The following is a 24,511-nucleotide window of genomic DNA, read 5'->3' as shown; positions in this document are numbered from 1 at the left end:
TTCGGCGATTCGTAGCCGAATTTCCCAAACAGTTGAGTGCTTGTCGTCCTCTCTTCACGATTTGCCCTGTCAAGTGCCCGACGGCCAGGCCTCGGGTCCCCCAGCGCTTCAGAAGCGAGACCAGCATGGTGCATGTCCGTGCCTCCCTGTCCCAGTTGCCCGCCTACGTCCCGGGCCGCAAACTGCCCGGCGCCGTCGTGCTGGCCAGCAACGAGTCCCCGTACGGGCTGTTGCCGGGGGTGGCCGCAGCCCTCGTGGAGGCGGCCGGCGGCATCTCGCGGTATCCCGATCTGCACGCCGCCTCGTTGGTCGAGGCCCTGGCGGCGCAGCACGGCGTCGAGCCGGACCGGATCGCGGTGGGCGCCGGTTCCTCCGAGGTGTGCGGCCAGTTGCTCCACACCGTCGTCGGGCCCGGTGACGAGGTCGTCTTCGGCTGGCGTTCGTTCGAGGCGTACCCGATCCTCACCGCCGTGGCGGGCGGTACGGCGGTGCGGGTGCCGCTGCGCGACCACGCCCTCGACCTCGATGCCATGGCCGCGGCGATCACCCCCCGGACCCGGCTGGTTTTCGTGTGCAACCCCAACAACCCGACCTCCACGGCGGTCGGCGCGCGAGCGCTGACCGACTTCGCGGACCGGGTGCCGCGGAACGTGCTGATCGTCGTCGACGAGGCCTACCGGGAGTACGCCGATCCCGCCCTGGTCCCCGACGGCCTCGCCCTCCTCGGCGACCGGCCGAACGTCGCGGTGCTGCGGACCTTCTCGAAGGCGTACGGTCTGGCGGGGCTGCGCGTCGGTTACTGTGTCGCGCCGCCCGGGATCGCGGCGCATGTGCGCCGGACGCAGGTGCCGTTCAGTGTCAGCGCCCTCGCGCAGCGGGCCGCCGTGATCGCCCTCGGTGAGGGCGCGGAGGTCGCCCGGCGGGCCGCCCTCACGGTCGCCGAACGCGAACGTGTCACCGGGCGGTTGCGGGCGCTGGGCCATGACGTGCCCGACTCCCGGGCCAACTTCGTCTGGCTGCCGCTCGGCGAGGACAGCGCGGACTTCGCCCGGTACTGCGCCGACGGGAAGGTCGTGGTGCGTCCGTTTCCCGGCGAGGGCGTCCGGGTGACGATCGGCCTGCCGGAGGAGAACGACGCCCTCCTCGCGCTCGCGGCGAGCCGGCAAGGTTGACGGCCATGCGCCCCGGTCCCTACGAAAGGCACCGCGAGCTGCTGCAGAGCGTCGCTCGCGCGATCGCCGCCGGTGAGTGCCGTCGCCCCTTCACCGAGGCGACCGGCCAGGACGCAGCCGACGCGGGCATGAGGTCGACCCGCACCGCGGGGAAGGTGTTCCGCTCGCTGCTCGGGCGGCCGTTCGAGCTGGGGCAGCCCGGTGAACTCGGCCGGGTGAGAACGGAGTCGTCGCCGTACGGCCTCGTTCTGGCCATCGACCACCCGCGCTGCGATCCCGCGGAGCTGGTCGCGGCGGCTGGACGAGCGGCGGCCGGCTGGCGGGCCGCCGGACCGTACCAGCGCGCCGGACTCGCCGTGGAGATCCTGCGCCGGCTCAACACCCGCAGCCACGAGCTGGCCCTCGCGGTGCACCACACGACCGGCCAGCCCCTCCAGGGAGCCCTGCGTGCCGCCGGGCCGCGCGCCCAGGACCGTGCCCTGGAGGCGGTGGCGCTGGCCTTCGCCGAATCGGAGCGCGTCCCGGCCGACCTGCGCTGGACGAGTGGCGAACGGGGCGGACAACCGCTGGAAGGCACCTGCGCCCTGGTGCCCCGCGGGGTGTCGCTGCTCGTCGGCTGTCCCGACTTCCCGCTGTGGAACGGGTATCCGGGCCTGTTCGCCAGCCTGGTGACCGGAAACCCGGTCGTCGTCGCTCCGCACCCGCGCTCGGTGCTTCCGCTGGCGATCACGATACGGGTCGCCCGGCAGGTGCTGGCGGAGGCCGGTCACTCCCCCGACCTCGTGACCCTGGCGATGGCGGAACCGGAGCGGAAGGTGCACCGGCGGCTGGCCGCGGACCCGGCGGTGCGCATCGTCGACTACACGGGCTCCGCGCGTTTCGCCGACTGGCTGGAGCAACACGCCCGCCAGGCCGCCGTGTTCGCCAATCGGACCGGACTGAACACCGTGATCGTGGACTCGACCGACGACTACCGGGGCCTGGTCCGGGGACTCGCCCTCGCCTCGTGCCGGTGCACCGGGACGGTGCGCACCACGCCGCAGAACATTCTGGTTCCGGAGCGGGGCTTCAGCACCGATGAGGGGCACAAGACGCTGCGGGACCTCGGGGCCGACCTCGGCGACGCCGTGGACCGGCTGCTCGGGCATCCCGCCCGCGCGGCCAGGGTGCTGGGCGCGGTCACCGCCGAGGAGGTGCGCGACGCCCTGGCGGATGCCGCACGGTACGGCCCGGTCCTGCATGCCTCCGGCCCCGTGGCCCATCCCGAGCACCCGTACGCCGACCTGCGCAGCCCGCTGCTGGTGCGGCTGCGCGCCTGCGACGACCGCGTCTACACGCGCGAGTGGCCCGGGCTCGTCTCCTTCCTGGTGGGCACCGACTCGACCTCGCACAGCCTCGCTCTGATGCGCCGTACCGTGGCGCGGCACGGCGCCCTGTACGCCTCGGTGCACTCCACCGACCCGCTCGTGCTGGCGGCGGCCGAGACGGCGGCGCTGGACGCCGGGGTGCATCTGGTGGAGAACCTCGACGACCTGCCCGCCGACCCGTCCTCGGCCCTCGCCGAACTGCCGGGCTCCGGCGCCCACTTCGTCACCGGCCGGTTCCGCGTGGTGCGCTCCCGGCGGCACGCGCCCCAAGCCGCTCCCGTCCCGGCACCGGCCGGGTTCGAGGTCGACGCCGAGCTGGTCGACGTATGACCGGGCCGGTTCTCAGGCCGTCCAGGTGGCGCCGCGTCCGCGCACCTCGTCGAAGACGAGCCAGGTGCGGGTGGAGCGCACGCCCGGCACCGCCTGGATGCTCTCCAGCACCACCTTGCGCAGCGCCAGGTTGTCCGGCGCCCGCACCAGCACCAGCACGTCGAAGTCGCCCGTGACGAGGGCGACGTGTTCCACGTAGGGGATCTCGCGCAGTTCGCGCGAGATTTCGCGCCAGGCGTTCTGGTCGGTGGCCAGCGTCACGTAGGCGCTCGTGCCCAGGCCTGCCCGCTGGGCGTTGAGCTGCGCGGTGAAGCCCGTGATGACGTCCTCGGCGACGAGCCGGCCGATGCGGGTGTAGGCGTTGGCCCGGGAGATGTGCACCTGCTCGGCGAGGGCGCGGACCGAGATCCGGCCGTCCTGGAGGAGCCTGCTCAGGATCTCCCGGTCGATGTCGTCGAGCGGGACGGCAGTTCGTCCGGCCGCGGCCCCTGGCAGCGGGTTTTCCTCGGACACTTTGTCCTCCCAGACCCTCATGTTCGGCAGTTCATCGCCAGTTCGGCGGAGCTATTGAACACATATTCCGTAGTAGCCACCATTCTCCTGTCAAGTGTCCAGAGAAAGCGAGTGCCCTCCATGTCCGTGAAGAGCCTCCGCCAGACCGTCCAGGGCCTCCTGCCGTCCCTGACGCCGGTGCGGTTCGTGGCCGAGGACGGCACCCCGGTCGCCAAGCCCCCGGCCGAGTACGGCGAACCTCCCGTCGAAGCCCTGCTGACGGCCTGGCGTCGTATGGTCCTGGGCCGCCGGTTCGACACCCAGGCGACCGCCCTCACCAAGCAGGGCCGCCTCGCCGTCTACCCGTCCAGCCGCGGCCAGGAGGCGTGCCAGATCGGCGCCGTGCTCGCGCTGCGCCCCGACGACTGGCTGTTCCCGACCTACCGCGACTCCGTGGCCCTGGTGACCCGCGGCATCGACCCCGTCGAGGTGCTCACGCTGCTGCGCGGCGACTGGCACTGCGGCTACGACCCCGCCGCCACCCGTACCGCCCCCCAGTGCACCCCGCTGGCCACCCAGGTGCTGCACGCGACCGGCATGGCCGAGTCCCTGCGCCGCAAGGGCGAGGACGGTGTGGCGATGGCGCTCGTCGGGGACGGGGCGACCAGTGAGGGGGACTTCCACGAGGCGCTGAACTTCGCCGCCGTCTTCCGCGCCCCGGTCGTCTTCTTCGTGCAGAACAACCAGTACGCGATCTCGGTGCCGCTGGCCCGGCAGACCGCGGCGCCCGCCCTGGCCTACAAGGGCATCGGCTACGGGGTGCGCTCGGAGCAGGTCGACGGCAACGACCTGGTCGCGGTGCTGTCGGTGCTGACCGCGGCCGTGGAGCACGCCCGGGCGGGACACGGTCCCGTCCTGGTCGAGGCGCACACCTACCGCATGGACGCGCACACCAATGCCGACGACGCCACCCGTTACCGGGAGGAGGACGAGGTCGACCAGTGGCGGTCCGCCGACCCCCTCGCCCGGCTGGAGACATACCTGCGCTCGCGCGGCGCGCTCACCGACGAGGACGTGGCGGCATTGCGGGAGGAGGCCGAGGAACTGGCGGCGCGGGTGCGCGCCGGCATGAACGCGGACTCGGTGCTGGACCCGCTGGAGCTGTTCGACCACGTCTACGCCGATCCCACCCCACAACTGCGCGAGCAGCGAGCCCAGTTGGCGGCCGAACTCGCCGAATCCGCCCAGGCCCAGGAGGACTGACGACCATGGCCAAGGTCACGATGGCGCAGGCGCTCAACACCGCTCTGCGCGACGCGCTGCACGAGGACGAACGGGTCCTCGTCTTCGGTGAGGACGTCGGTCCGCTCGGCGGGGTGTTCCGCATCACCGACGGGCTCACCCGCGACTTCGGCGAGCAGCGCTGCTTCGACACCCCGCTCGCGGAGGCCGGCATCGTCGGCCTTGCGGTCGGCATGGCGATGGGCGGCTTCCGGCCCGTGGTGGAGATGCAGTTCGACGCGTTCGCCTATCCGGCGTTCGAGCAGATCGCCTCGCACGTCGCCAAGACGCGCAACCGCACCCGCGGACGGATCGGCCTGCCGATGGTGATCCGCATCCCCTACGCCGGCGGGATCGGCGGAGTCGAGCACCACTGCGACTCCAGCGAGGCCTACTACGCGCACACCCCCGGCCTGAAGGTCGTCACCCCGGCCACGGCCGAGGACGCGTACTGGCTGCTGCGGGACGCGGTGGCGGACCCCGACCCGGTGGTGTTCCTGGAGCCGAAGAAGCTGTACTGGTCGCGCGAGGACACCGACCTGGAGACGCGCGGGGCGCTGCCGTTCGGGCGGGCGGCGATCCGGCGGGCGGGACGGGACGCCACCGTCGTCGCCTACGGCCCCTCGGTCCCGGTGGCGCTGGCCGCCGCCGAGGCGGCCGCCGCCGACGGGATCGACCTGGAGGTCGTGGACCTGCGCACGCTGGTGCCCTTCGACGACGAGACGATCGCGGAGTCGGTCCGCAGGACCGGGCGCTGCGTGGTCGTGCAGGAGGCCCAGGGCTTCGCGGGGGTGGGCGCCGAGATCGCCGCACGGGTGCAGGAGCGCTGCTTCCACTCGCTCGCCGCGCCCGTCCTGCGGGTGGCCGGCTTCGACATCCCGTATCCGCCGCCGAAGCTGGAGCACGCGCACCTGCCCGGCGTCGACCGGATCCTCGACGCCGTGGACCGCCTGCAGTTCGCCGACGAGCCCGACACCCGGCACCTGTCGAAGGGAGCGGTCGCATGACCACCGCGACGCTGAACGAGCAGCTGTTCCGGCTGCCCGACCTCGGCGAAGGGCTCACCGACGCCGAGATCGTCGAGTGGAAGGTGGCCGTCGGCGACACCGTGACGATCGACCAGATCGTGGTCGAGGTGGAGACCGCGAAGGCCGCGGTCGAGGTGCCGGTGCCGTACGCGGGCACGGTGCTGCGGCTGCACGCGGAGGCGGGAACGCCGCTGGGGGTGGGCGAACCGCTGATCACGGTGGGAGCGGCGGCCCCCGCGGCGCCGGAACCGGCCGTCCCGGACACCGCCGCCGAGCGGTACCGGGAGGAGGAACAGGCCGGTTCCGGCAACGTCCTGATCGGCTACGGCACCGGGCACGAACCAGCGCCGCGCCGCCGTCGCCGACGTACGGCCGCCGTACCGGAGACGCACGCACCCGTGCCCGTCACGGAGACGTCCACACCCGCACCCGTCACGGGGACGCCCGCACCCACGCCGGTCGCGGAGGCGCACGCTCCCCGCGTCATCTCTCCCCTCGTCCGGCGGCTGGCCCGGGACCACGGGATCGACCTCGCCGCGCTGGCGCCTTCGGGTCCGGCCGGGGTCGTCCTGCGGCGGGACGTGGAGCAGGCCGTCGCCCGACAGACGCCGGCTCGACAGGCGCCGCCGGCGACCGAACCCGCCCCGGAGCCGGCCTCCGACGGCCCGGTCCGCATCCCCCTGCGCGGCATCCGCAAAGCCGTCGCGGACAAGCTCACGCGCAGCCGGACCGAGATCCCCGACGCCACCACCTGGGTCGACGTGGACGCGACCGGCCTGCTCCAGGCCAAAAAGGCGCTGGAAGCCGCCGAACCAGGCCGCCGTGTCGGGCTGCTGGCGCTGCTCGCCCGCATCTGTGTGGCCGGTCTGCGCCGCTGCCCCGAGCTCAATTCGACCGTCGACACCGAGCGCCGGGAGATCGTGCGCTTCGACGAGGTGCACCTGGGCTTCGCCGCCCAGACCGAACGCGGCCTGGTCGTCCCCGTCGTGCGGGACGCCCACCGGCTGACGACGATCCAACTGGCCGCAGAACTCGCCCGGTTGACCGAGCTGGCCCGGACCGGCAGCCTGCCGCCCGACCAGCTGACCGGAGGCACCTTCACCCTCAACAACTACGGCGTGTTCGGCGTCGACGGCTCCACGCCCATCATCAACCACCCGGAGGCGGCGCTCCTCGGCGTGGGCCGCATCGTCGACAAACCCTGGGTGGTGAACGGCGAGTTGGCCGTCCGCAAGGTCACGCAGCTGTCGTTCAGCTTCGACCACCGAGTCTGCGACGGCGGCACCGCCGGCGGTTTCCTGCGCTTCGTGGCCGACTGCGTGGAACGCCCGGCAGTCCTGCTCGCCGACGTCTGACCAACCCCCTTCGTCGCCCTCACGCCTGGGCGCACTCCGCCCACCTACCGACCGAACGTTCGGCCTGGAGCTTTCATGTCACCCTTCTACGCCCGCCACGCGGACCTGCTCGAACAGGCCGTGGCCCGCACCACCGACCGCGGCTACTGGACGCCGTATCCGGAGATCCCCAGCACCTCGGCTTACGGGGCCGGAGCGCCGGAGTCGGGCGAGGCGGCCTTCCGCGCCCTCCTCGACCGCCCGTTCCCGCTCGACGGGCACCCCACCACCGGCACCGTCCCTGCCACGGAGATATCGCCGTACGGCTTCCCCCTGGGCATCAGCTACCCGCATCTGGCGCCCGAGGCCGCCGTGGCGACGGCCAAGTCCGCGGCCCCGGCGTGGCGTTCGGCGAGCCCCGACGTCCGGGCCGGAGTGGCGGCCGAGATCCTGGCCCGCCTCAACGCGGCGAGCTTCGAGATCGCGCACGCCGTCCAGCACACCACCGGACAGCCCTTCGTGATGGCCTTCCAGGCGGGCGGCCCGCACGCCCAGGACCGCGGCCTCGAAGCGGTGGCGTACGCCTGGGAGGCGCAGCGGCGCCATCCGGCCGGCGCCCGCTGGAGCAAGCCCCGGCGGCGCGGCGGTCCGCTGGTCATGGACAAGACCTACACCCCGGTCGGCCGGGGCGTGGCCGTGCTCGTCGCCTGCAACACGTTCCCCACCTGGAACGGCTATCCGGGCTTCTTCGCGAGCCTCGTCACGGGCAACCCGGTGATCGTCAAGCCGCACCGGCGGGCCGTGCTGCCGCTGGCGATCACCGTGCGGATCGCCCGTGAGGTGCTGGCGGAGGCCGGTTTCGACCCGGACGTGGTGCTGCTCGCCGCCTCACGGCCCGAGGAACGCACCGCTCCCGCCCTGGCCACCCACCCCGACGTGCGGATCGTGGACTTCACCGGCTCCAGCGAGTTCGGCGACTGGCTGGAGACCAACGCCCGCCAAGCCGTCGTGCACACGGAGAAGTCGGGTCTCAACACCGTCGTCGTGGACTCCACGGACGACTACGCCGGGCTGCTGCGCAACCTCGCGTTCTCGCTGTCGCTCTACAGCGGGCAGATGTGCACCACCCCGCAGAACATCCTGGTGCCCCGCGACGGGTTTCCCACCGACCAAGGGCCGCGTACGGCCGACGAGTTCGCCGCCGATCTGGGATCCGCCCTCGACAACCTCCTGAGCGACCCGGCCCGTGCCGCCGCGACCCTCGGCGCGATCGTGAACGGCGGAGTCCTCGCGCGTCTGGAGGAGGCAGCGGCCCTGGGGCGTACCGCGCATCCCTCGCGGGCCGTGACGCACCCCGCCCACCCGGACGCCGTCGTCCGCACCCCGCTGGTCGCGCGGCTCGACGCCGAGGCCGACGAGAAAACCTTCACGAGCGAGTGGTTCGGTCCGGTCTCCTTCGTCATCGCCACCGACGACACGGCGCACTCCCTGCGCGTCCTGCACGACACCGTACGGCGCCACGGCGCCCTCACCGCCTGCGTGTACGCGACCGGGGACGACGTCCTGGCGGCGACACGTGCCACGGCTCTGGAGGCGGGGGTGCACCTGTCGGAGAACCTGACCGGCGAGGTGTTCCCCAACCAGTCCGCCGCCTTCAGCGACTTCCACGGCACGTCGGCCAACCCGGCGGCCAACGCGACATTGACCGACCCGGCGTTCGTCACCGGCCGGTTCGCCGTCCTCCAGTCCCGCCGCCACGCCCCCGCCGCGGAGCACGAGCACGAGGAGCACACCGATGTCCGATGAGGTCTATCTGATCGACGGGGCCCGTACCCCGCAGGGCCGTTACGGCGGGGCGCTGGCCTCCGTGCGCCCCGACGACCTGGCCGCGCTCGTCGTCGGCGAGGCCGTGCGACGTGCCGGGGCCCCTGCCGACTCCGTGGACGAGGTGATCCTCGGCGCCGCGAACCAGGCCGGTCAGGACAACCGGGACGTCGCGCGGATGGCCGCACTGCTGGCGGGACTTCCGCACACCGTGCCCGGATACACCGTCAACCGGCTGTGCGCCTCGGGGCTCACGGCCGTCGCGTCCGCCGCGCAGTCCATACGTGCGGGCGAGGCCGAGCTGGTGGTGGCCGGCGGGGTCGAGTCGATGACCCGTGCGCCGTGGGTGATGGCCAAGCCGGGCACACCCTGGGCCCGGCCCGGCGACGTCCACGACACCTCGCTGGGCTGGCGCTTCACCAACCCCCGCTTCCCCGCGACGACGACCTTGTCGATGGGCGAGACCGCGGAGGAGGTCGCCGCCCTGGACGGCATCAGCCGCCTGGAGGCGGACGCCTTCGCGCTGCGCAGCCACCGCCGGGCCGTGGCCGCGCGGGAGGCGGGCCGCTTCGCGGCGGAGATCGTCCCGGTACCGGTGGCGGACGGTGAGGTGACCGAGGACGAAGGGCCGCGCCCGACCACCACGTTGGAGAAGCTGAGCGGCCTGCGCACCTCCTTCCGGCAGGACGGCATCGTCACCGCGGGCAACTCCTCGCCGCTGTCCGACGGGGCCGCCGCCCTGGTGATCGCGAGCAGCGCTGCCGTGAAGCGCTACGGGCTGACTCCCCGGGCACGGGTCGTCACCGCCGCCTCGGCCGGGGTCGAGCCCCGTCTGATGGGACTCGGCCCGGTGCCGGCCACCGCCAGGGCACTGGAGCGGGCGGGCTGGACGGCTGAGGACCTCGACGCGATCGAACTGAACGAGGCGTTCGCCGCCCAGGCCCTCGCGGTCACGCACCGGCTGAAGCTCGACCCGGACCGCGTCAACGCCGACGGCGGAGCCATCGCCCTCGGCCACCCCCTGGGCTGCTCCGGCACCCGCATCCTGCTCACCCTGATGGGCCGACTGGAACGGGAGGGCGGCCGACGGGGCCTTGCGACCCTCTGCGTCGGGGTCGGACAGGGCGTGGCCATGCTCGTGGAGCGCGTGTGAACACGCGCGAGGAACCGTCGTACGAGACGCTGTCGGTCGAGAAGCACGCGGACCGGGTGGTCGTCACCCTGCGCCGGCCCGCCGCCCGCAATGCCGTCAACGGCCGCATGGTCGCCGAACTGCACCGCGTGTGCGAGGAGTTGGAGCGCGCACCGAAGCTCCTCCTGCTCACCGGGCACGGCGGGGTCTTCGCCGGCGGTGCCGACATCGGTGAACTGCGGCGCCGCGGCCGGGACGAGGCACTGGAGGGGATCAACAGCCGCCTGTTCGAGCGGGTACGCAGACTGCCCCTGCCCACCGTGGCGGCCGTGCCCGGCTGGGCGCTGGGCGGTGGCGCCGAGTTGACGTACGCCTGCGACCTCAGGATCGCCGGGCCGGACGCGGTCTTCGGCAACCCCGAACCGGGCCTGGGCATCCTCGCCGCCGCCGGTGCGTGCTGGCGGCTGCGCGAACTGGTGGGCGAGTCGGTGGCCAAGCAGGTCCTGCTCGCCGGACGCACCCTCGACGCCCGGGCCGCACTCGCCTGCGGGCTGGTCATGGACGTCGTACCGACGGACCGCCTGCTCGTCGAGGCGCATGCGCTGCTCAACCGGATGGCCCGCTCCTCGGCACTCGCCCTGCGGCTCACGAAGCTCGTCACCGACGCCTCGGGGGCTCATCCCGTGGCCGACGACCTCGCCCAGGCGGTGCTCTTCGAGAGCCCGGACAAGGAGGAGCGCATGACGCGCTTCCTGGAGAAGAAGGGAGGCCGGGCATGACCTCGGCAGCAGGGCCACCCCCCGTGGTGGGGGTCATCGGCGGCGGTCGCATGGGCGCCGGTATCGCCCAGTCCTTCGCGTCCGCCGGGTCGCGCGTGGTCGTCGTGGAGCGCGACGGTTCCGCGGCCGCCGCCGCGGTGGAGCGGATCACCAGCGGACTTCGGCAGGCGGCCGAGCGCGGGACGGCCGCCGGGCCGCCGGACCTCGACGCGCCGGACCGTGTCGCCGTCGTATCCTCGATCGCCGAACTCCCACACAACACCGACCTGGTCGTCGAGGCCGTCCCGGAAGTCGCGGCTCTCAAGGCCGAGTTGCTCGCCACCGCCGAGGACGTCGTGCACGACGGATGCGTGCTGGCCAGCAACACCAGTTCCCTGTCCGTCACCGAACTGGCGGCAACCCTGCGGCGGCCCGGGCAGTTCCTGGGGATGCACTTCTTCAACCCCGTGCCCGTCTCCGCCCTCGTCGAACTGGTCCTGGCCCCCGGCACGACCGACACGACCCGGGCCGCGGCGGTCCGCTGGACGCACGCCCTCGGCAAACAGGACGTCGTCGTCAAGGACTCGCCCGGGTTCGCCAGCAGCCGCCTCGGCCTCGCCCTCGGTCTTGAGGCGATCCGCATGGTCGAGGAAGGCGTCGCCGACCCGGAGGCCATCGACACGGCCATGCGCCTGGGCTACCGGCACCCCATGGGCCCACTGCGCTTGACGGACGTGGTGGGACTCGACGTACGCCTCGCCATCGCGGAGCACCTTCACTCCAGGCTCGGTGAGCGGTTCGCGCCGCCGCGGCTGCTGCGGGAGAAGGTCGCCCGCGGTGAGCTGGGCCGCAAGACCGGTCAGGGGTTCTACCGATGGCAGTGAGCGAGAGAGTTCGGGCTTCGAGCGAAAGCCCCGCGTCGCACGGCGTGTCGTACGAGGTCGCCGACGCCGTGGCCGTGATCGAACTGCGCGGACGGGCGACCGGCAACGCACTCGACGCACACCTGCGGGCCGCCCTCCTCATGGCCGCCCGGCGGCTGACCACGGACGCCCGGCGCGAGGTGCGGGCGGCCCTGATCACCGCCCGTGGTCGGCACTTCTGCGTCGGCCAGGACCTCAAGGAGCACGCCCACCGACTGAAGACCTCGCCCTCGACCGCCTTCGCCAACATCCCCGACCACTACAACCCGCTGGTGAAGGAGCTGCACGCGCTGCCGATCCCGCTCGTCGTCGCGGTCGAGGGCTCCTGTGTCGGCGCCGGACTGGGCCTCGCGCTCTGCGCCGACGTACGCGTGGCGTCCGAGGGCGCCCGCTTCGCCACCGCGTTCGGCGGTGTCGCTCTCGCGTCGGACTCGGGGGTGGCCCGCGCCCTGGCCCGGCAGCTGGGCTCCTCCCGCACCGCCGGACTCATGCTGCTCGGCGACACCTTCTCCGCGCGGGACGCCGAGCAGTGGGGACTGGTGCACCGCGTCGTGGCGGACGGCTCGGCCGCCGCCGAGGGCGTGACCCTGGCCCGCGCGCTGGCCGCCGGGCCCACCGCAGCGCACCGGGAGACCAAGGCACTGCTGCGGTCGGCGGCCACCACGGCGCTGCCGGCGGCGCTGGAGCGCGAGGCCGTCGTCCAGCGGCGGCTCGGCACCACCGACGACCACCGCGAGGCCGTCACCGCCTTCCTCGAACGGCGAAGCCCGGTCTTCCGCGGCCACTGACCGCCCGTCACCCATGAAACGAGCACCCGTGACACGAACACCCACGCCAGGAGCACCCACGCCAGGAGCACCCATGCGACAGACCCCTGTGCCAACGACACCCGCGCGAGGAACACCCTCGCAGGAGGCGTCCGACTCCATGAACTTGTCCGCGTTCGAGGACACCATCGCCCATGACCGGCGCATCGAACCCCGCGACTGGATGCCCGGCGCCTACCGGGCCACGCTCGTCCGCCAGATCGCCCAGCACGCCCACTCGGAGATCATCGGCATGCAGCCGGAGGGCGAGTGGATCACCCGGGCGCCGTCGCTGCGCCGCAAGGCGATCCTCTTCGCCAAGGTGCAGGACGAGGCAGGCCACGGGCTCTACCTCTATTCGGCGGCCGAGACCCTCGGCGCCGACCGCACCGACCTGACGGAGCGGTTGATCGACGGCCGCCAGAAGTACTCCTCGATCTTCAACTACCCCACCCGCAACTTCGCCGACGTCGGAGTGATCGGCTGGTTCGTGGACGGGGCGGCCATCTGCAACCAGGTCCCGCTGTGCCGCACTTCCTACGGCCCGTACGGACGCGCCATGGTCCGCGTCTGCAAGGAGGAGTCCTTCCACCAGCGGCAGGGCTACGAACTGCTGTTGACCATGATGCGCGGCACCGACGCACAGCGCGCCATGGTGCAGGACGCCGTCGACCGCTGGTGGTGGCCCTCCCTGATGATGTTCGGCCCGCCCGACGACGACTCCCCCAACTCGGCACGGTCCCTGGCCTGGAGGATCAAGCGGCACACCAACGACGAACTGCGGCAGCGCTTCGTCGACATGACCGTCCCGCAGGCCGAGAAACTCGGCGTCACCCTGCCCGACCGGGACCTGAAGTGGAACGAGGAGCGCGGCCACCACGACTTCTCCGCCCCCGACTGGGACGAGCTGAAGCGGGTCGTCTCCGGTGACGGACCGTGCAACGCCGAGCGGATCGCCCGTCGCCGGGCCGCGCACGAGGAGGGCGCCTGGGTGCGGCGGGCCGCCGCCGCGCACGCCGCCAAGCGGACGGCCCGGCTGCGGGAAGGGGCGGCGGCATGAGCCCGAAGAGCACCGGCGACTGGCCGCTGTACGAGGTGTTCGTCCGCGGCAAGCGCGGGCTCAACCACGTGCACGTCGGCTCCCTGCGCGCCGCCGACGACGAGATGGCCCTGCTGCATGCCCGCGATCTCTACACGCGGCGCAACGAGGGCGTGAGCATCTGGGCCGTGCGCTCGGACACCATCGCCGCCTCCGCGCCCGACGAGAAGGACCCCTTCTTCGCACCCAGCGGCGACAAGGTCTACCGGCACCCGACCTTCTACGACATCCCCGACGACATCCCGCACATCTAGGAGCAGCGCATGACCGACGAGGACCTGTACGTCGACGGCGACGGCGCGCGGTGGGCGTTCGGCACCGGGTTCACCGACCCGCTGTACGGCGTCGACCAGGCGGTGCCCGACGGGGTGGACGCCGAAGACCTGGCCGCCTGTTGTCTGGCGCTCGGTGACGACGCCCTGGTGTCCGCGCAGCGGCTGGCCGAATGGTGCACCCGCGCCCCGGAGTTGGAGGAGGAGCTGGCGCTGGCCAACATCGGCCTGGACCTCCTCGGCCAGGCCCGTCTGCTGTACGCCAGGGCCGGTCGGGCCGACGGCACGGGACGCGGCGAGGACGCGTACGCCTACTTCCGCGACCCGGAGGACTTCCGCAACATACGCCTCGCCGAACTCCCGGGCGGCGACTTCGCCTTCACCGTCGCCCGCCTGCTGGTGCTGTCCGTCTGGCGGCTGGCCGTGTGCGAGGCGCTCACCGACGCACCCGACCCGGTGCTGGCCGCGATCGCGGCCAAGAGCGCCAAGGAGCTTGCCTACCACCGGCGTTGGGCCGCAGAGTGGACGGTACGGCTCGGCGACGGCACTACCGAGTCCGCCGGACGCGTGCGGGCCGCGCTGGACGCCCTCGCCCCCTGGCTGGACGAGCTGCTGACGGACCGTGCGGCCGCGCGCCTGGGCGCGGATCCGGCCGCCGTCGCCGCACGGACCCACCTTGAGCTGTTCCACGTGCTGGCCGATGCCGGGCTGAACCGGTCCGAAGAGGTGTCCCCGCTCGACGTGACGGCGCCCCCGGTCCCGGGCTCCGGCAGGAACGGACAGCACACCCCGCACCTGCCGCCCCTCCTCGCCGAACTGCAGAGCGTCGCCCGCGCCCACCCGGACGCGTCGTGGTGACGGCGTCGCCGGAGCGGGCGTCGCGGATCGCCGCCGAGGTCGCGGACCCCGAACTGCCGATGCTGACGCTCGCCGACCTCGGCGTGCTGCACGGCGTCGAGGTGACGCCGGAGGGAACCGTCGTCGCACGGCTCACCCCGACGTACGCGGGCTGCCCCGCCGTGGCCGAGATGCGCGCCGAGGTGACGGCCCGGCTGCTGGCCGCCGGCTTCGCCGACGTCCGGGTGGTCACGGTGCTCGACCCGCCGTGGACCACCGACCGGATCACCGACGAGGGCCGCCGCAAACTGGCGGAGCACGGCATCGCACCGCCCGGCCCGCGCATCGCCCCGGGCCCGACCTGGGTAAGCCTGACCCTCGCACCGCCCGAGGTTCCCTGCCCACACTGTGCCTCGGCCGACACCGAGGAGATCTCGCGCTTCGCCGCCACCGCCTGCACGGCGCTCCGGCGCTGCCGCACCTGCCTGGAGCCGTTCCCCCACGTGAAGGACCTGCCTTGACCATGCCCCGCTCGAGGTCCCGCCGCCCCTCCTTCCACGCCCTGCGGGTGTCCGCCGTGGAACCGCTGTGCGCCGACGCGGCCGCTCTCACCTTCGACGTCCCCGACCGCATGGCCGCCGAGTTCGCGTTCCGGCCCGGTCAGTGCCTCACCCTGCGACGCGAGATCGACGGTCGCGACGAGCGGCGCTCGTACTCGATCTGCTCACCGGCCGGAACGCCGCCGCGCATCGGCGTCCGCGTGGTACCGGGCGGCCTGTTTTCCTCGTGGCTCGTGCACGGCGTACGTCCCGGGGACACTTTGCAGGTCATGGCTCCGGTCGGCGCGTTCACCCCGGACCCGACCAGTGCCGGCGGCTTCGGCCACCAAGTACTCGTCGCCGCCGGGTCCGGTGTCACGCCGATGCTGTCCATCGCCGCGTCCGTCCTCGCCGCGGACGAGGACGCGCGCGTCACACTCCTGTACGGCAACCGGCGCACCGGCACCGTGATGTTCGCGGACGAACTCGCCGACCTGAAGGACCGGTACCCGGCCCGTTTCCAGCTCGCCCACGTCCTGTCCCGCGAGCCGCGCGAGGCCGAGTTGCTCTCCGGCCGCCTCGACACGGCACGGCTCACCGCACTGCTGGGCGCTCTCGTGGACATCCGGGAGGTCGCCCACTGGTGGCTGTGCGGCCCGCAAGGCCTGGTGCGCGAAACGCGCGCGCTCCTGACCGGACTCGGCGTCCCGACGGACCGCGTCCACCAGGAGCTGTTCCACGCGGACGAGGAACCGCCCGCGGCGACCACTACCGACCGCGAAGACGTCACCGGCCGAGGCCCCGGCAGCGAGGTCACCGTGGTCCTCGACGGCCGGGCGACCACGTTCACCGCGCCACGCCACCGCACCGTCCTCGACGGCGCCCAGCAGGTCCGGCCCGACCTGCCGTTCGCGTGCAAGGGCGGCGTCTGCGGAACCTGCCGCGCCCTCGTCACCCACGGCGGCGCCGACATGCGCCGCAACTACGCCCTGGAACCGGCTGAGATCTCCGCGGGCTATGTCCTCACCTGCCAGACCTATGCCGCCTCCGACACCCTCACGGTCGACTTCGACGGTTGAGCCGTCTGACCGGAGGAACAGCGGGTGTTCCGCTGGGCGGTCGTCGCCCACCGGGCGGCAGGATGGGCGGATGGCAATGAGCGAGACGGAACTGCTGGCCCTCCTGCACGAACTCGACGACCCCGAACGGCTGGAACAACCGCTGCACTACGACCGCGCCGCGACCAGCCTCGCGTTCAGCAGGCTGGTCCGCCGACTCGAAGCGGACTTCGGCGCCCCGTGCGAGTCCGAGCGGGACACCCAGGACTCCAGTGAGTACGGGCGCATCCGCGTGCCCGCAGTTGCAACGGTCTGCGGAACACGGATCGTGGTCTGCGTGAGCAAGTTCGGCTCCCTCGCCGAGGTATGCGCCGACAATCCGGGGGCCTTCCTCAGCACGGACGATGCCCGTGAGGAGGGCGCGCTGGATCCCGCCGACCTCGCCACAGTGGAGCAGGCCCTGACCGAACTCAGCTACGTGAGCGTCCCCGAAGAACTACTGGAGAGCGACTACAAGGGCCCCAGCGCGCTGGAACACTTCGCAGCTCGGCCCACGTGGTGGACGCGGTTCTTCGGCAGCATGTGATCCGCCCACCGAGCCGAGCGAACAGCCTGTCATCTCGCTGAGCACGTTCATCCGTACCTCACTGAGCACATTCTCGGCCCTGGCAATATTTCCGTGAAATCCGGGTGTGCCAAGGTGGGCCATGAGCGACGCGGTGGCGCAAGAGCGGAACGCCGCCGTGGCCGGCCATGATCCGTTTCTGGAGCTTCAGGTCAGTGATCCGGCCTTCGTTGACGCCGGAGTTGAACGGGGTGGTGATCCCCTGTACGACTTGCCAGCTCGCCTTCGCGAATGGCGTTGGCCAGGCTCGCCAAGGCAGAAGGGCCGGAGGCCGCGAGCTGGTCGAGCCAGGCCGGCAGCGGGGCGGCGTCGCGGGCATCGAGCAATCTCCGACTGCGCAACCTCCCGGTCCTCCAGCTCACACACCTTCCGCACCAGCACCCGCACCCGTCGGCTGGTTGACATCCCTCAGCGGTCCCGGCCTGCTCCCCTGCCCTGGTCGGGGTGCGTCGGCCATCGTCGGCCGGCTCACGTTCAACGGCGCCATCATCCAGACCGGTACCGAGTCCTACCGCCTCGCTCACACCAAGGCCCAAGCCGAACGAGCCCAGGTCAGCTGACCGGGCGCCACATGGGAGGGGCCGCCCGATAACCAGCCGAGCCAGAGCCGGAATGGCCGACCTACGGCTGCTCGGTTCCCGCCGGCAGGTTGTGCCACGCATGTCCGCAGGCGCCTTTGCAGTACGTCTCGCGGCGGCGCGCGTCCGCAACGGCGAACACGGAAACGAGGACGCGGAATGCCGTGACGTGTTCGGCGGAGGGGAGGCCCGCGAACCCATATCGGGGCGGGTCCATGCAGATCATCACCGAGGGGTTGGCCGTGGGCTTCACACCGGACCGCGCCACCCCCGCACGGCCGTCCGCAGTCGTAATGTGCGCCTGCATCGCATAGCCGGCGACTTCCTGCAGAACCTCCTGCCGGCGTGTCGGGGCGAGATCGGAGAACCAGCCCACACCAGCGTCCAACGTGCGGAGACCCTGGGCGATCTCGTTGACGACCCGCTCGGTCTCGCGCCGGAAGGTGCGGCTGTCGTCGCTGCTTGGTTCGGTCATCGCTTGATGATTTCACGATGCAGGTTCCGGGCGAAGGCCGGCATCCACACCCGAGACAGCGCGGGCGGGTACCGGGGACAGTCCGCTCCGCTCCCGAGATCTGGCAGCCCCGCAGGACTCCCACACCGCGGCTCGTAAGACGCCCCAGAGCACTTGAGCGACATCAAAAGCCGCTGACATCGACTAAGCAACTGGCCGCCAACGACTCCCGAAGTCACACCGAAACGACTCCCGAAGAAGCCGACACAGCCAGACGGGGCCCGGGTGGGTCCGCGGCACACGCCGTCGACACGGTCCTGCTTTCTCGCCCCACGAAAGAGCACCTCGACAGAGCTGCGCCCGCCAAGACGGGGGAGCCTGGCGGGCGCACGAACAGTCTGGCACGCAACGGCCAATTGTTCTGCCGGAACGAGCAGCGCAGCCGCACCGAGGCCAAGAACCCATAGAGGCGCCGGAGTGGGAGATCGGCTGGCAGCGCTGCTAGCGGCTCACCCTCGCGCACGTGCAAGCCGGGGGCGCGCTCCCGGCCGGGCCGGGAGACGTCGTCGCCCAGGACGAAGACCTCGCCGTGTGGATCGCCGGACAGGTAGCCGGGTGGGACAGGCTCGTTCCCGCGCAGCGGTACCTGCTGGAGAGCCTCGGCATCGATCCCGACAGCGAGTCTGTGGCAGCAGTCTCAGCACGGCGGTCACAGGACGACCGGTGGGCGGCCAACCTTGCGGCCGCACGCCAGTTCCACGCCCGCGAAGGGCACTTGCAACCGGCACGCAAACACATCGAGATCGTCGGCGGCGAAGAGATCAAACTCGGGGCGTTCCTCGACAACACCCGCCGCCGCGCCGGAAAGCAGTCTGCAGAGCGGCGGGCGGACCTCGATGCCCTCGGCATGCGTTGGTAGACGGGCGTGGGCACCGACAGGGTCAGGATTCCCCGCCGTCCACCCGCTGCCCCTTCGCCCACTCCAATACCTCAACAGAGTGCAGGGTGTCAGAGTGCTTCTCCCCCAGCACCCGACGCTGACACTCCAACGTCTCCTCACACAAGACGACCGCCTCCCCCACCCGACCCACCTCCGCCAGCCGGATCACCAGATTGGACGCCGTGAGCAGGGTGCCGGGATGATCCACACCCAGCACCCGTTGCTGGCGCTCTAGCGTCTCTTCGCACAACACCACCGCCTCCTCCACCCGGCCCACATCCGCCAGATCGCTGGCCAGGTTGTGCGCCGTACGCAGGGTGCCGGGATGATCCATGCCCAGCACCCGCCGCCGACCTGCCAGCGTTTCCTCGCGCAAGGCCAGCGCCTCCTCACACCGACCTAGTGCACTGAGCCCGTTGGCGAGGTTGTCGGCGCTGGCCAGGGTGTCGGGGTGGTCATCGCCGTAGAGGCGTCGGCGGCGTTGGAGGGTGTCTTCGTCCAGGGCGCGGGCCTGTTCATGGTCCTGGGTGTCGTAGTAGGCACGGGCAGGTCGTTGGCGGCCGCCAGGGTGGCGTCGTGGTCGGGGCCCAGCTGCTGCAACAACATGTCGTACAGGCGCTGCAGGCGGTCCCGTGCGGGGCGGGGCTGGCCGCGGTCCCTCAGGTGCCAGCACGCGCCGAGCATCGCCCGCCGTCCTCCTGTGGTGGTGAGGGAGGCCAGGTCCACAATCAGCAGGTGCGGCAGCAGCACCTGCCACACCGGCCACCCCACCGGATCGGACGTGTCTGCGGGGGCAGCCGCAGTCAGGAGGTCTTCCGCATCCCGCTGTGCCTGCTCGCGTTGGGGCGGGGTGAGCTGGTCGGCCAGCACCGCCTGCGTCAGGCGGTGCAGCTGGAGGGTGCCGTTCTGGGTACGGGCCAGACTGTGCCGGGCGATCGCCTCCACCACACTCCCGGCACTCAGCCGCGACACCAAGGCCTCGCTCAGGGCGGGAGAGGTCTGACCGGGCAGGTGGCCGACGCATGCGGTCAGGGGAAAGGGCTCGGGAGCCAGCAGGGCGAGAGCGGCCAGCACGGCGGCAGCGCCCGGATGCTCGGCTGCCAGGCGGGAGCTGGTGAGGCGGACCTGTGCGGCCAGGGACACCGGATAGTCATCCGGACAGCCCTCCGCCAGCACCTCATGCATGCTGCGCGCGAGTTCGGCCTGCAGATCGGCCGCCGACAAACCCCGGGTGAGCAGCGCGGCGGTCTGGGCAAGCGCCAGGGGGAGGTCGTCCAAAGTGGCGGCGAGGTGATCAGCGTCCGCATCAGGGAGGACCGCGCCCTGGCAGCAGGGCGATGGATTCGGCACGGGCAAGGTTGTCGACGTCCAGGGGGACGGCGTAGGTACGCCAGTGGGGGTTGCGGGAAGTAATCAGCACATGCCCGGAGCCGCCGGGCAGGAACGGGGCCAGGGCGCTGGGGTCTTCGGCGTTGTCGAAGACCAGCAGCCAGCGCGACATCGTTCCCAGCTCACCCAGCAGCAGCTCGACCGCCTCGGCAGGCGCCGTGCCGGCGGGCGCGGCGCCAACCCGGGCAGCGAGCTGGGCGAGCTGGCCGGGGATCAGGGCCGGGTCTTCCGCCGCGATCCACCAGGCGAGTTCGTACTCGCCGGCAAACCGGTGCGCGTACTCGATCGCCAACTGTGTTTTCCCGAGCCCGCCGCGGCCGTGCAGGGCCTGGACCGCAACCCGCTGATCGGACGCCAGCGCCTGACGCAGGTGGACCAGAAGGCTGTCGCGGCCGGTGAAAGCCGCGTTACGGGCCAGCAGGTTCCGCACCCGCGGCAGACTCCCCGGCAGGCGGGGGCTACTTGCGCCGACCTGTCGCAACACCCCGTGGGTGCACGGCATCCCTCGATGCGAGAGCAGCATCAGGGAGAAGAAGCGCTCTGGGGTCACACGCCAAGTCTTTCAGGAATTGCGACATGATGCGGCGCATATCCCGGTGAGGCTGGTGGATGCGTACCTACGACCTGTGAGAAGGAACAATCATGACCACATCCGTCGTGTCCATCGTCTATGTGAACGACGCTCCCGCCGCAGCGCGCTTCTACGGCGACCTCCTCGGCATGAGCCCGTCGTTCGAGACTCCGGGATACATCACCTTCGACCTCGGGCCAGGCGCTGACCTCGCTGTGTGGTCCGGCCAGTTCGAGGATCTGTCAGCGGACGTCCCGCGTACCAGTGAGGTGTGCCTGGCCAGCAACGATGGGCCCGACGAGATCAATGCGATCTTCAAGCAGTGGCAGTCCAAAGGCGTCACGATCCTGCAGGAGCCACATGATGCGGGGTTCGGGCTGACCTTCCTCGCAGCCGATCCTGACGGGAACCGTATCCGTGTCGCACCGCGGGGCTGAAAGGCCACAATGCGGCAGGCGCGACACCTGTCGTGCGCGCCTGCCGTTGTCTGACCTCGAGAGGACGACGAGTGTTCCACGCGAATGCGCCCCCTGAGCGTCGAGGGCCGTAGGCGGCTCGTGAAGCGGTGCCAGACACGTCCCATCGCCCACGTCGCCGCTGAGATGGGCACCTCCCGCGCATGCGCCAGCAAGTGGGTAAATCGCTGGCGGCTACACGGCGATGCAGGATTGCAAGACCAGCCGTCGAGCCCGCACCGGGGTCCGAACGCGACTCCAGCATGGGTCATCGAGCAGATCGAGTCCTGGCGCCGCGAGCGCAAGTGGTCCGCGCAACGGATCACCGACGAACTTGTGAGTATCGGGTTTGTGATCAACCGGCGAACCGTGAGCCGACACCTGACCCGACTCGGCCTCGGCAAACGCCGCTTCATCGACCCGGGCGGCGAGAACAACCGGAAGCCGGGGAAGATCACCGCCCGCTGGCCCGGACACATGGTGCACCTGGATGTGAAGAAGGTCGGCCGGATCCCTGATGGCGGCGGGTGGCGGATCCACGGCCGGGACAGCGATCAGGCCAAGGTCGTCGGTCGGGCGAAGTCGGCCGGGGCGAAGCGTGGGTACGTCTACCTGCTCCCAGACCTTCTGTATCCACCGCGAACCGGTGGGCAAGCGCATCACCGCGGCCATGGAGCTGGCCGACGACCCCAGCGGAGACCCAGCCGGCCGACAGCCACCGGGTACTGCACGAGGCCCTGACCGTCGGCGCCGACCCGCTGCACCTCGCCCTCGTCTTCAACCTGTCCCACACCGCCGCGAGCCGCTACGCGACCATCGCCCAGAACCTGCTCGACGACCAGATCGAGCAGACCGCCGATGATGAAGGTTCTCGATTTCGGCTCCGCCCGCAGTTTCGGGAGCCCCATTCAGAAGGACCGGTACATCCCCTCGGGATCATCGTGAGCCCATGCCGCGTACTCTTCGAAGCCCAGGTTGCCGATGCTCAGGTTCGCGTGGACGTCGTGGACCCCTGCGGGGATGGTGCGGAAATCGCGGCCGAACTCGGTCAGCTGTTCGTAGTCCTCTTTGGCCACGCGCTCCTCCTGCGTCAGCGTGGTGACCGCCAGCAGCGGATGGCTCTCGGCCTGCATGGTTGTAAGGTCGGCGAGAAAGACAACGGCCAGGTTGTCGTCGGCTCAGACCGCAGTCAGCACCTCGTCAACGGTCGCCCCTGCCCAGGCCGGATCGTCTATGAAGTGGACGTGCGCCTCGCACTGCCTGTCTCCCCAGGGCTGCATCAGCGCCGCCGCGACGTCCTGCCACGCCTGGTCGTCGTGGTAGTCGATTCTAACGACCAGGGCATCGAACTCATCACGACCAGTGACCGCAGGCAACGCTCTCATGGATCCTTCTCCTCGGTGACGATCGCTGAGCCGTGCCCGACTGTCTCACAGGCCGTTTTCAAGAATCTTCATCACCGAGAGAATGAGCATCCGCCGATTCAGCATGATCTAGCGCGGAACCCCGGGCGTTCACGCCCGGGAGGAAGCGCTTCTCAAGATAAGGGTGACCTGCACGGGCGCACGGGTCTGCACTGTTGCCCTCAGTCGGGTCGCTTCTGGTTCTCGATGTACTCCTTGATGATCTCTAGCGGTGCGCCGCCGCAGGATGCGGCGAAGTAGGACGGGGACCAGAAGTGGTCGCCCCACAGGTACTTGCGGATGTGGCCGGGGAACTCCTGGCGGAGTCTGCGGGCGGACACCCCCTTGAGGGAGCCGACCAACCGCGAGATGGCGACCTTGGGCGGGTAGTGCACGAGCAGGTGGACGTGATCACGCTCGCCGTTGAACTCCACCAGCTCGGTTTCGAAGTCGGCGCACACGGCCCGCATGATCTCTTCGCAGCGCGTAAGGATCTCGTCGGTGAACGGTCCGCGCCGGTACTTGGGTGTGAAGACCAAATGGGCGTGAAGGGTGTAGACGACCGTGCGGCCCCTGTGAATGTTGGGGTTTGGCTCCCAGCGTGGTGACATAGACCAACTGTAGTACGATGATCGTCGTGAAGATCGTGACGCAGGTGAAGCTGATGCCGGAGGCCGAGCAGGCCACCGCGCTGTCCGCGACCCTGCGCACGGTCAACGATCTGGCGTGCTGGGTCTCCGAAGTGGCGTTCGCCTACGGGGTGCCGCGTGAGTACGAGCTGCGCAAGCACACCTACCCGCGCCTCAAGGCCAAAGGTCTCGGGGCGCAGGCCGCCCAGCACACCATCAAGAAGGTGCGCGACGCCTACACCACCTTGAGGGCGAACATCCGGGCCGGTAACCTCGGCAAGCCGAAGTCGAAGCGCCGCCGCAAGGCGGAGTCGAAGCCGATCACGTTCCGTCGCGATGCCGCGCAGCCGTATGACGACCGGTGTTTGAGCTGGCAGTACGACCAGCGGACGGTCTCGATCTGGACCACCGAAGGCCGGTTGAAGGGTGTGCGGTTCGTGTGCTCGGCGGACGCGCTCAAGGTGCTCCAGCAGTACCGCAAGGGCGAGTCCGACCTGATCGAGCGTGACGGCGTCTTCTATCTGATCGCCACGTGTGAGGTTCCCGAGGCCGAGACGTACGAGCCGGACGGTTTCATCGGCGTGGACCTCGGCATCGTCAACATCGTCACCACATCCACCGGCTACCAGGCCGCCGGACGCGCCCTGAACCGGTATCGCAAGAGGCAGCTTGCCTTGCGGGCCAAGCTCCAGAAGAAGCGCACCAAGTCCGCCAAGCGCCGGCTCAAGGAGCGCTCCCGCCGCGAGGCGCGGCACGTCAAGAACACCAACCACATCATCGCCAAGACGATCGTGATCGAGGCTGAACGCACCTCGGCCGGGATCTCCCTGGAAGAACTCAAGGGAATCCGGCAGAGGGTACGGCTCCGCAAGCCCCAACGGGTCGCGCTCCACTCCTGGTCCTTCGCCCAACTCGCAGACTTCATCATCTACAAGGCCAAGCGGGCAGGAGTGCCCCTGGTCATCGTCGATCCCGCGTACACGTCCCAGACATGCACCGAGTGCGGCCACGTCGACAAACGCAACCGTGTCGACCAGGGACTTTTCATCTGCCGGGGGTGCGGGGTCGTTGCCCACGCCGACCGGAATGCTTCCCACAACATCGCCACCCGTGGCGAGAACGTGTGGAACGCGGGGCGTGAGTCACGCGTCCCTGCCACCCGATAGGGGTGTCTGGACGGAGGAGTCAACCCAGCAGCCAGTTGGGCGCTACCTC

Annotated in this window: 25 protein-coding genes and 2 pseudogenes; 20 read left to right on the top strand and 7 right to left on the bottom strand. The window is 71.0% G+C overall.

The window, feature by feature from the left end; all coding sequences use genetic code 11:
* Positions 1-125 precede the first annotated feature (125 nt).
* Both hisC and QF037_RS46620 read left to right on the top strand, forming a co-directional pair.
* Positions 126-1,172 (top strand): histidinol-phosphate transaminase, encoded by a 1,047-nt coding sequence (gene hisC / locus QF037_RS46625; protein ID WP_307036159.1) that lies wholly within the window; start codon positions 126-128, stop codon positions 1,170-1,172.
* A gap of 5 nt (positions 1,173-1,177) precedes the next feature.
* The gene (locus QF037_RS46620) at positions 1,178-2,869 is read left to right on the top strand and encodes an aldehyde dehydrogenase family protein (RefSeq protein WP_307036157.1); all 1,692 of its coding nucleotides are present in this window, start codon (positions 1,178-1,180) and stop codon (positions 2,867-2,869) included.
* 12 nt (positions 2,870-2,881) lie between these two features.
* On the opposite strand, the gene QF037_RS46615 is transcribed toward QF037_RS46620, so the two are convergent.
* Positions 2,882-3,382 (bottom strand): Lrp/AsnC family transcriptional regulator, encoded by a 501-nt coding sequence (locus QF037_RS46615; protein WP_307036155.1) that lies wholly within the window; start codon positions 3,380-3,382, stop codon positions 2,882-2,884.
* 120 nt (positions 3,383-3,502) lie between these two features.
* Between QF037_RS46615 and pdhA the strand changes: the two genes are divergently transcribed.
* From pdhA to QF037_RS46545, 14 genes are all read left to right on the top strand, one after another.
* Positions 3,503-4,624 (top strand): pyruvate dehydrogenase (acetyl-transferring) E1 component subunit alpha, encoded by a 1,122-nt coding sequence (pdhA, locus tag QF037_RS46610; protein WP_307036154.1) that lies wholly within the window; start codon positions 3,503-3,505, stop codon positions 4,622-4,624.
* Between the two features lie 5 nt (positions 4,625-4,629).
* A complete protein-coding gene (locus tag QF037_RS46605; protein ID WP_307036152.1) occupies positions 4,630-5,649 on the top strand; it encodes an alpha-ketoacid dehydrogenase subunit beta in 1,020 nt (339 codons plus the stop codon).
* A complete protein-coding gene (locus tag QF037_RS46600; protein WP_307036150.1) occupies positions 5,646-7,025 on the top strand; it encodes a dihydrolipoamide acetyltransferase family protein in 1,380 nt (459 codons plus the stop codon). Before QF037_RS46605 ends, QF037_RS46600 begins: the two co-directional genes overlap by 4 nt.
* Positions 7,026-7,100: 75 nt before the next feature.
* Positions 7,101-8,810 carry a phenylacetic acid degradation protein PaaN gene (paaN, locus tag QF037_RS46595; protein WP_307036148.1) on the top strand — a complete coding sequence of 570 codons (1,710 nt, stop codon included), beginning with the start codon at positions 7,101-7,103 and terminating at the stop codon, positions 8,808-8,810.
* Complete coding sequence (locus QF037_RS46590) at positions 8,800-9,981, top strand: thiolase family protein (protein WP_307036146.1); 1,182 nt, start codon at positions 8,800-8,802, stop codon at positions 9,979-9,981. Before paaN ends, QF037_RS46590 begins: the two co-directional genes overlap by 11 nt.
* The gene (locus tag QF037_RS46585) at positions 9,978-10,739 is read left to right on the top strand and encodes an enoyl-CoA hydratase/isomerase family protein (protein WP_307036144.1); all 762 of its coding nucleotides are present in this window, start codon (positions 9,978-9,980) and stop codon (positions 10,737-10,739) included. The genes QF037_RS46590 and QF037_RS46585 overlap by 4 nt, the downstream gene beginning before the upstream one ends.
* Complete coding sequence (locus QF037_RS46580; protein ID WP_307036143.1) at positions 10,736-11,602, top strand: 3-hydroxyacyl-CoA dehydrogenase family protein; 867 nt, start codon at positions 10,736-10,738, stop codon at positions 11,600-11,602. Before QF037_RS46585 ends, QF037_RS46580 begins: the two co-directional genes overlap by 4 nt.
* Entirely contained in the window at positions 11,599-12,429 is an 831-nt protein-coding gene (locus QF037_RS46575) for an enoyl-CoA hydratase/isomerase family protein (RefSeq protein ID WP_307036140.1), read from the top strand. Before QF037_RS46580 ends, QF037_RS46575 begins: the two co-directional genes overlap by 4 nt.
* 139 nt (positions 12,430-12,568) lie before the next feature.
* Positions 12,569-13,507 carry a 1,2-phenylacetyl-CoA epoxidase subunit PaaA gene (gene paaA / locus QF037_RS46570; RefSeq protein ID WP_307036138.1) on the top strand — a complete coding sequence of 313 codons (939 nt, stop codon included), beginning with the start codon at positions 12,569-12,571 and terminating at the stop codon, positions 13,505-13,507.
* A complete protein-coding gene (paaB, locus tag QF037_RS46565; RefSeq protein ID WP_307036136.1) occupies positions 13,504-13,800 on the top strand; it encodes a 1,2-phenylacetyl-CoA epoxidase subunit PaaB in 297 nt (98 codons plus the stop codon). The genes paaA and paaB overlap by 4 nt, the downstream gene beginning before the upstream one ends.
* Before the next feature lie 9 nt (positions 13,801-13,809).
* A complete protein-coding gene (gene paaC, locus QF037_RS46560) occupies positions 13,810-14,676 on the top strand; it encodes a 1,2-phenylacetyl-CoA epoxidase subunit PaaC (RefSeq protein WP_307036135.1) in 867 nt (288 codons plus the stop codon).
* Positions 14,670-15,176, top strand: coding sequence for a 1,2-phenylacetyl-CoA epoxidase subunit PaaD (paaD, locus tag QF037_RS46555; protein WP_307036133.1), 507 nt, complete (start codon positions 14,670-14,672; stop codon positions 15,174-15,176). Before paaC ends, paaD begins: the two co-directional genes overlap by 7 nt.
* Before the next feature lie 2 nt (positions 15,177-15,178).
* Entirely contained in the window at positions 15,179-16,273 is a 1,095-nt protein-coding gene (paaE, locus tag QF037_RS46550) for a 1,2-phenylacetyl-CoA epoxidase subunit PaaE (RefSeq protein WP_307036131.1), read from the top strand.
* A 70-nt stretch (positions 16,274-16,343) separates the two neighbouring features.
* Positions 16,344-16,838, top strand: a complete 495-nt coding sequence (locus tag QF037_RS46545; RefSeq protein WP_307036129.1) for a hypothetical protein — start codon at positions 16,344-16,346, stop codon at positions 16,836-16,838.
* Between the two features lie 660 nt (positions 16,839-17,498).
* On the opposite strand, the gene QF037_RS46535 is transcribed toward QF037_RS46545, so the two are convergent.
* Positions 17,499-17,930 (bottom strand): DUF5958 family protein, encoded by a 432-nt coding sequence (locus tag QF037_RS46535; RefSeq protein WP_307036127.1) that lies wholly within the window; start codon positions 17,928-17,930, stop codon positions 17,499-17,501.
* A 502-nt stretch (positions 17,931-18,432) separates the two neighbouring features.
* On the opposite strand from QF037_RS46535, the gene QF037_RS46530 reads away from it, so the two are divergent.
* Entirely contained in the window at positions 18,433-18,828 is a 396-nt protein-coding gene (locus QF037_RS46530) for a helicase associated domain-containing protein (protein WP_307036125.1), read from the top strand.
* A gap of 22 nt (positions 18,829-18,850) precedes the next feature.
* Here the strand turns inward: QF037_RS46530 and QF037_RS46525 are convergent, their stop codons facing one another.
* The 3 genes from QF037_RS46525 to QF037_RS46515 are packed head-to-tail and all read right to left on the bottom strand — an operon-like array spanning position 18,851 to position 20,788.
* The gene (locus QF037_RS46525) at positions 18,851-19,351 is read right to left on the bottom strand and encodes a tetratricopeptide repeat protein (protein ID WP_373463995.1); all 501 of its coding nucleotides are present in this window, start codon (positions 19,349-19,351) and stop codon (positions 18,851-18,853) included.
* The gene (locus tag QF037_RS46520) at positions 19,249-20,199 is read right to left on the bottom strand and encodes a hypothetical protein (RefSeq protein WP_307037847.1); all 951 of its coding nucleotides are present in this window, start codon (positions 20,197-20,199) and stop codon (positions 19,249-19,251) included. Before QF037_RS46520 ends, QF037_RS46525 begins: the two co-directional genes overlap by 103 nt.
* Positions 20,156-20,788, bottom strand: a complete 633-nt coding sequence (locus QF037_RS46515) for a hypothetical protein (RefSeq protein WP_307036123.1) — start codon at positions 20,786-20,788, stop codon at positions 20,156-20,158. The genes QF037_RS46520 and QF037_RS46515 overlap by 44 nt, the downstream gene beginning before the upstream one ends.
* A gap of 92 nt (positions 20,789-20,880) precedes the next feature.
* On the opposite strand from QF037_RS46515, the gene QF037_RS46510 reads away from it, so the two are divergent.
* Positions 20,881-21,246 (top strand): VOC family protein, encoded by a 366-nt coding sequence (locus tag QF037_RS46510; protein WP_307036121.1) that lies wholly within the window; start codon positions 20,881-20,883, stop codon positions 21,244-21,246.
* 84 nt (positions 21,247-21,330) lie between these two features.
* Positions 21,331-21,879 (top strand): annotated as a pseudogene (locus QF037_RS46505) (helix-turn-helix domain-containing protein); the annotation flags it as partial.
* 293 nt (positions 21,880-22,172) lie between these two features.
* Here the strand turns inward: QF037_RS46505 and QF037_RS51225 are convergent.
* Together QF037_RS51225 and tnpA are read right to left on the bottom strand one after the other, a co-directional pair.
* Positions 22,173-22,649 (bottom strand): annotated as a pseudogene (locus QF037_RS51225) (DUF6924 domain-containing protein).
* Between the two features lie 200 nt (positions 22,650-22,849).
* Positions 22,850-23,278, bottom strand: coding sequence for an IS200/IS605 family transposase (tnpA, locus tag QF037_RS46490; protein WP_307036115.1), 429 nt, complete (start codon positions 23,276-23,278; stop codon positions 22,850-22,852).
* Between the two features lie 17 nt (positions 23,279-23,295).
* Here tnpA and QF037_RS46485 point away from each other — a divergent pair, with 17 nt between their 5' ends.
* Positions 23,296-24,462: an RNA-guided endonuclease InsQ/TnpB family protein gene (locus tag QF037_RS46485; RefSeq protein WP_307020902.1), complete on the top strand. Its 1,167-nt coding sequence runs from the start codon at positions 23,296-23,298 to the stop codon at positions 24,460-24,462.
* Positions 24,463-24,511: the final 49 nt, after the last annotated feature.

Source organism: Streptomyces canus, from assembly GCF_030815415.1.
In the GTDB taxonomy this organism is placed as follows: Bacteria; Actinomycetota; Actinomycetes; order Streptomycetales; family Streptomycetaceae; genus Streptomyces; species Streptomyces canus_F.
This window is presented reverse-complemented; position numbering and strand designations above follow the sequence as displayed.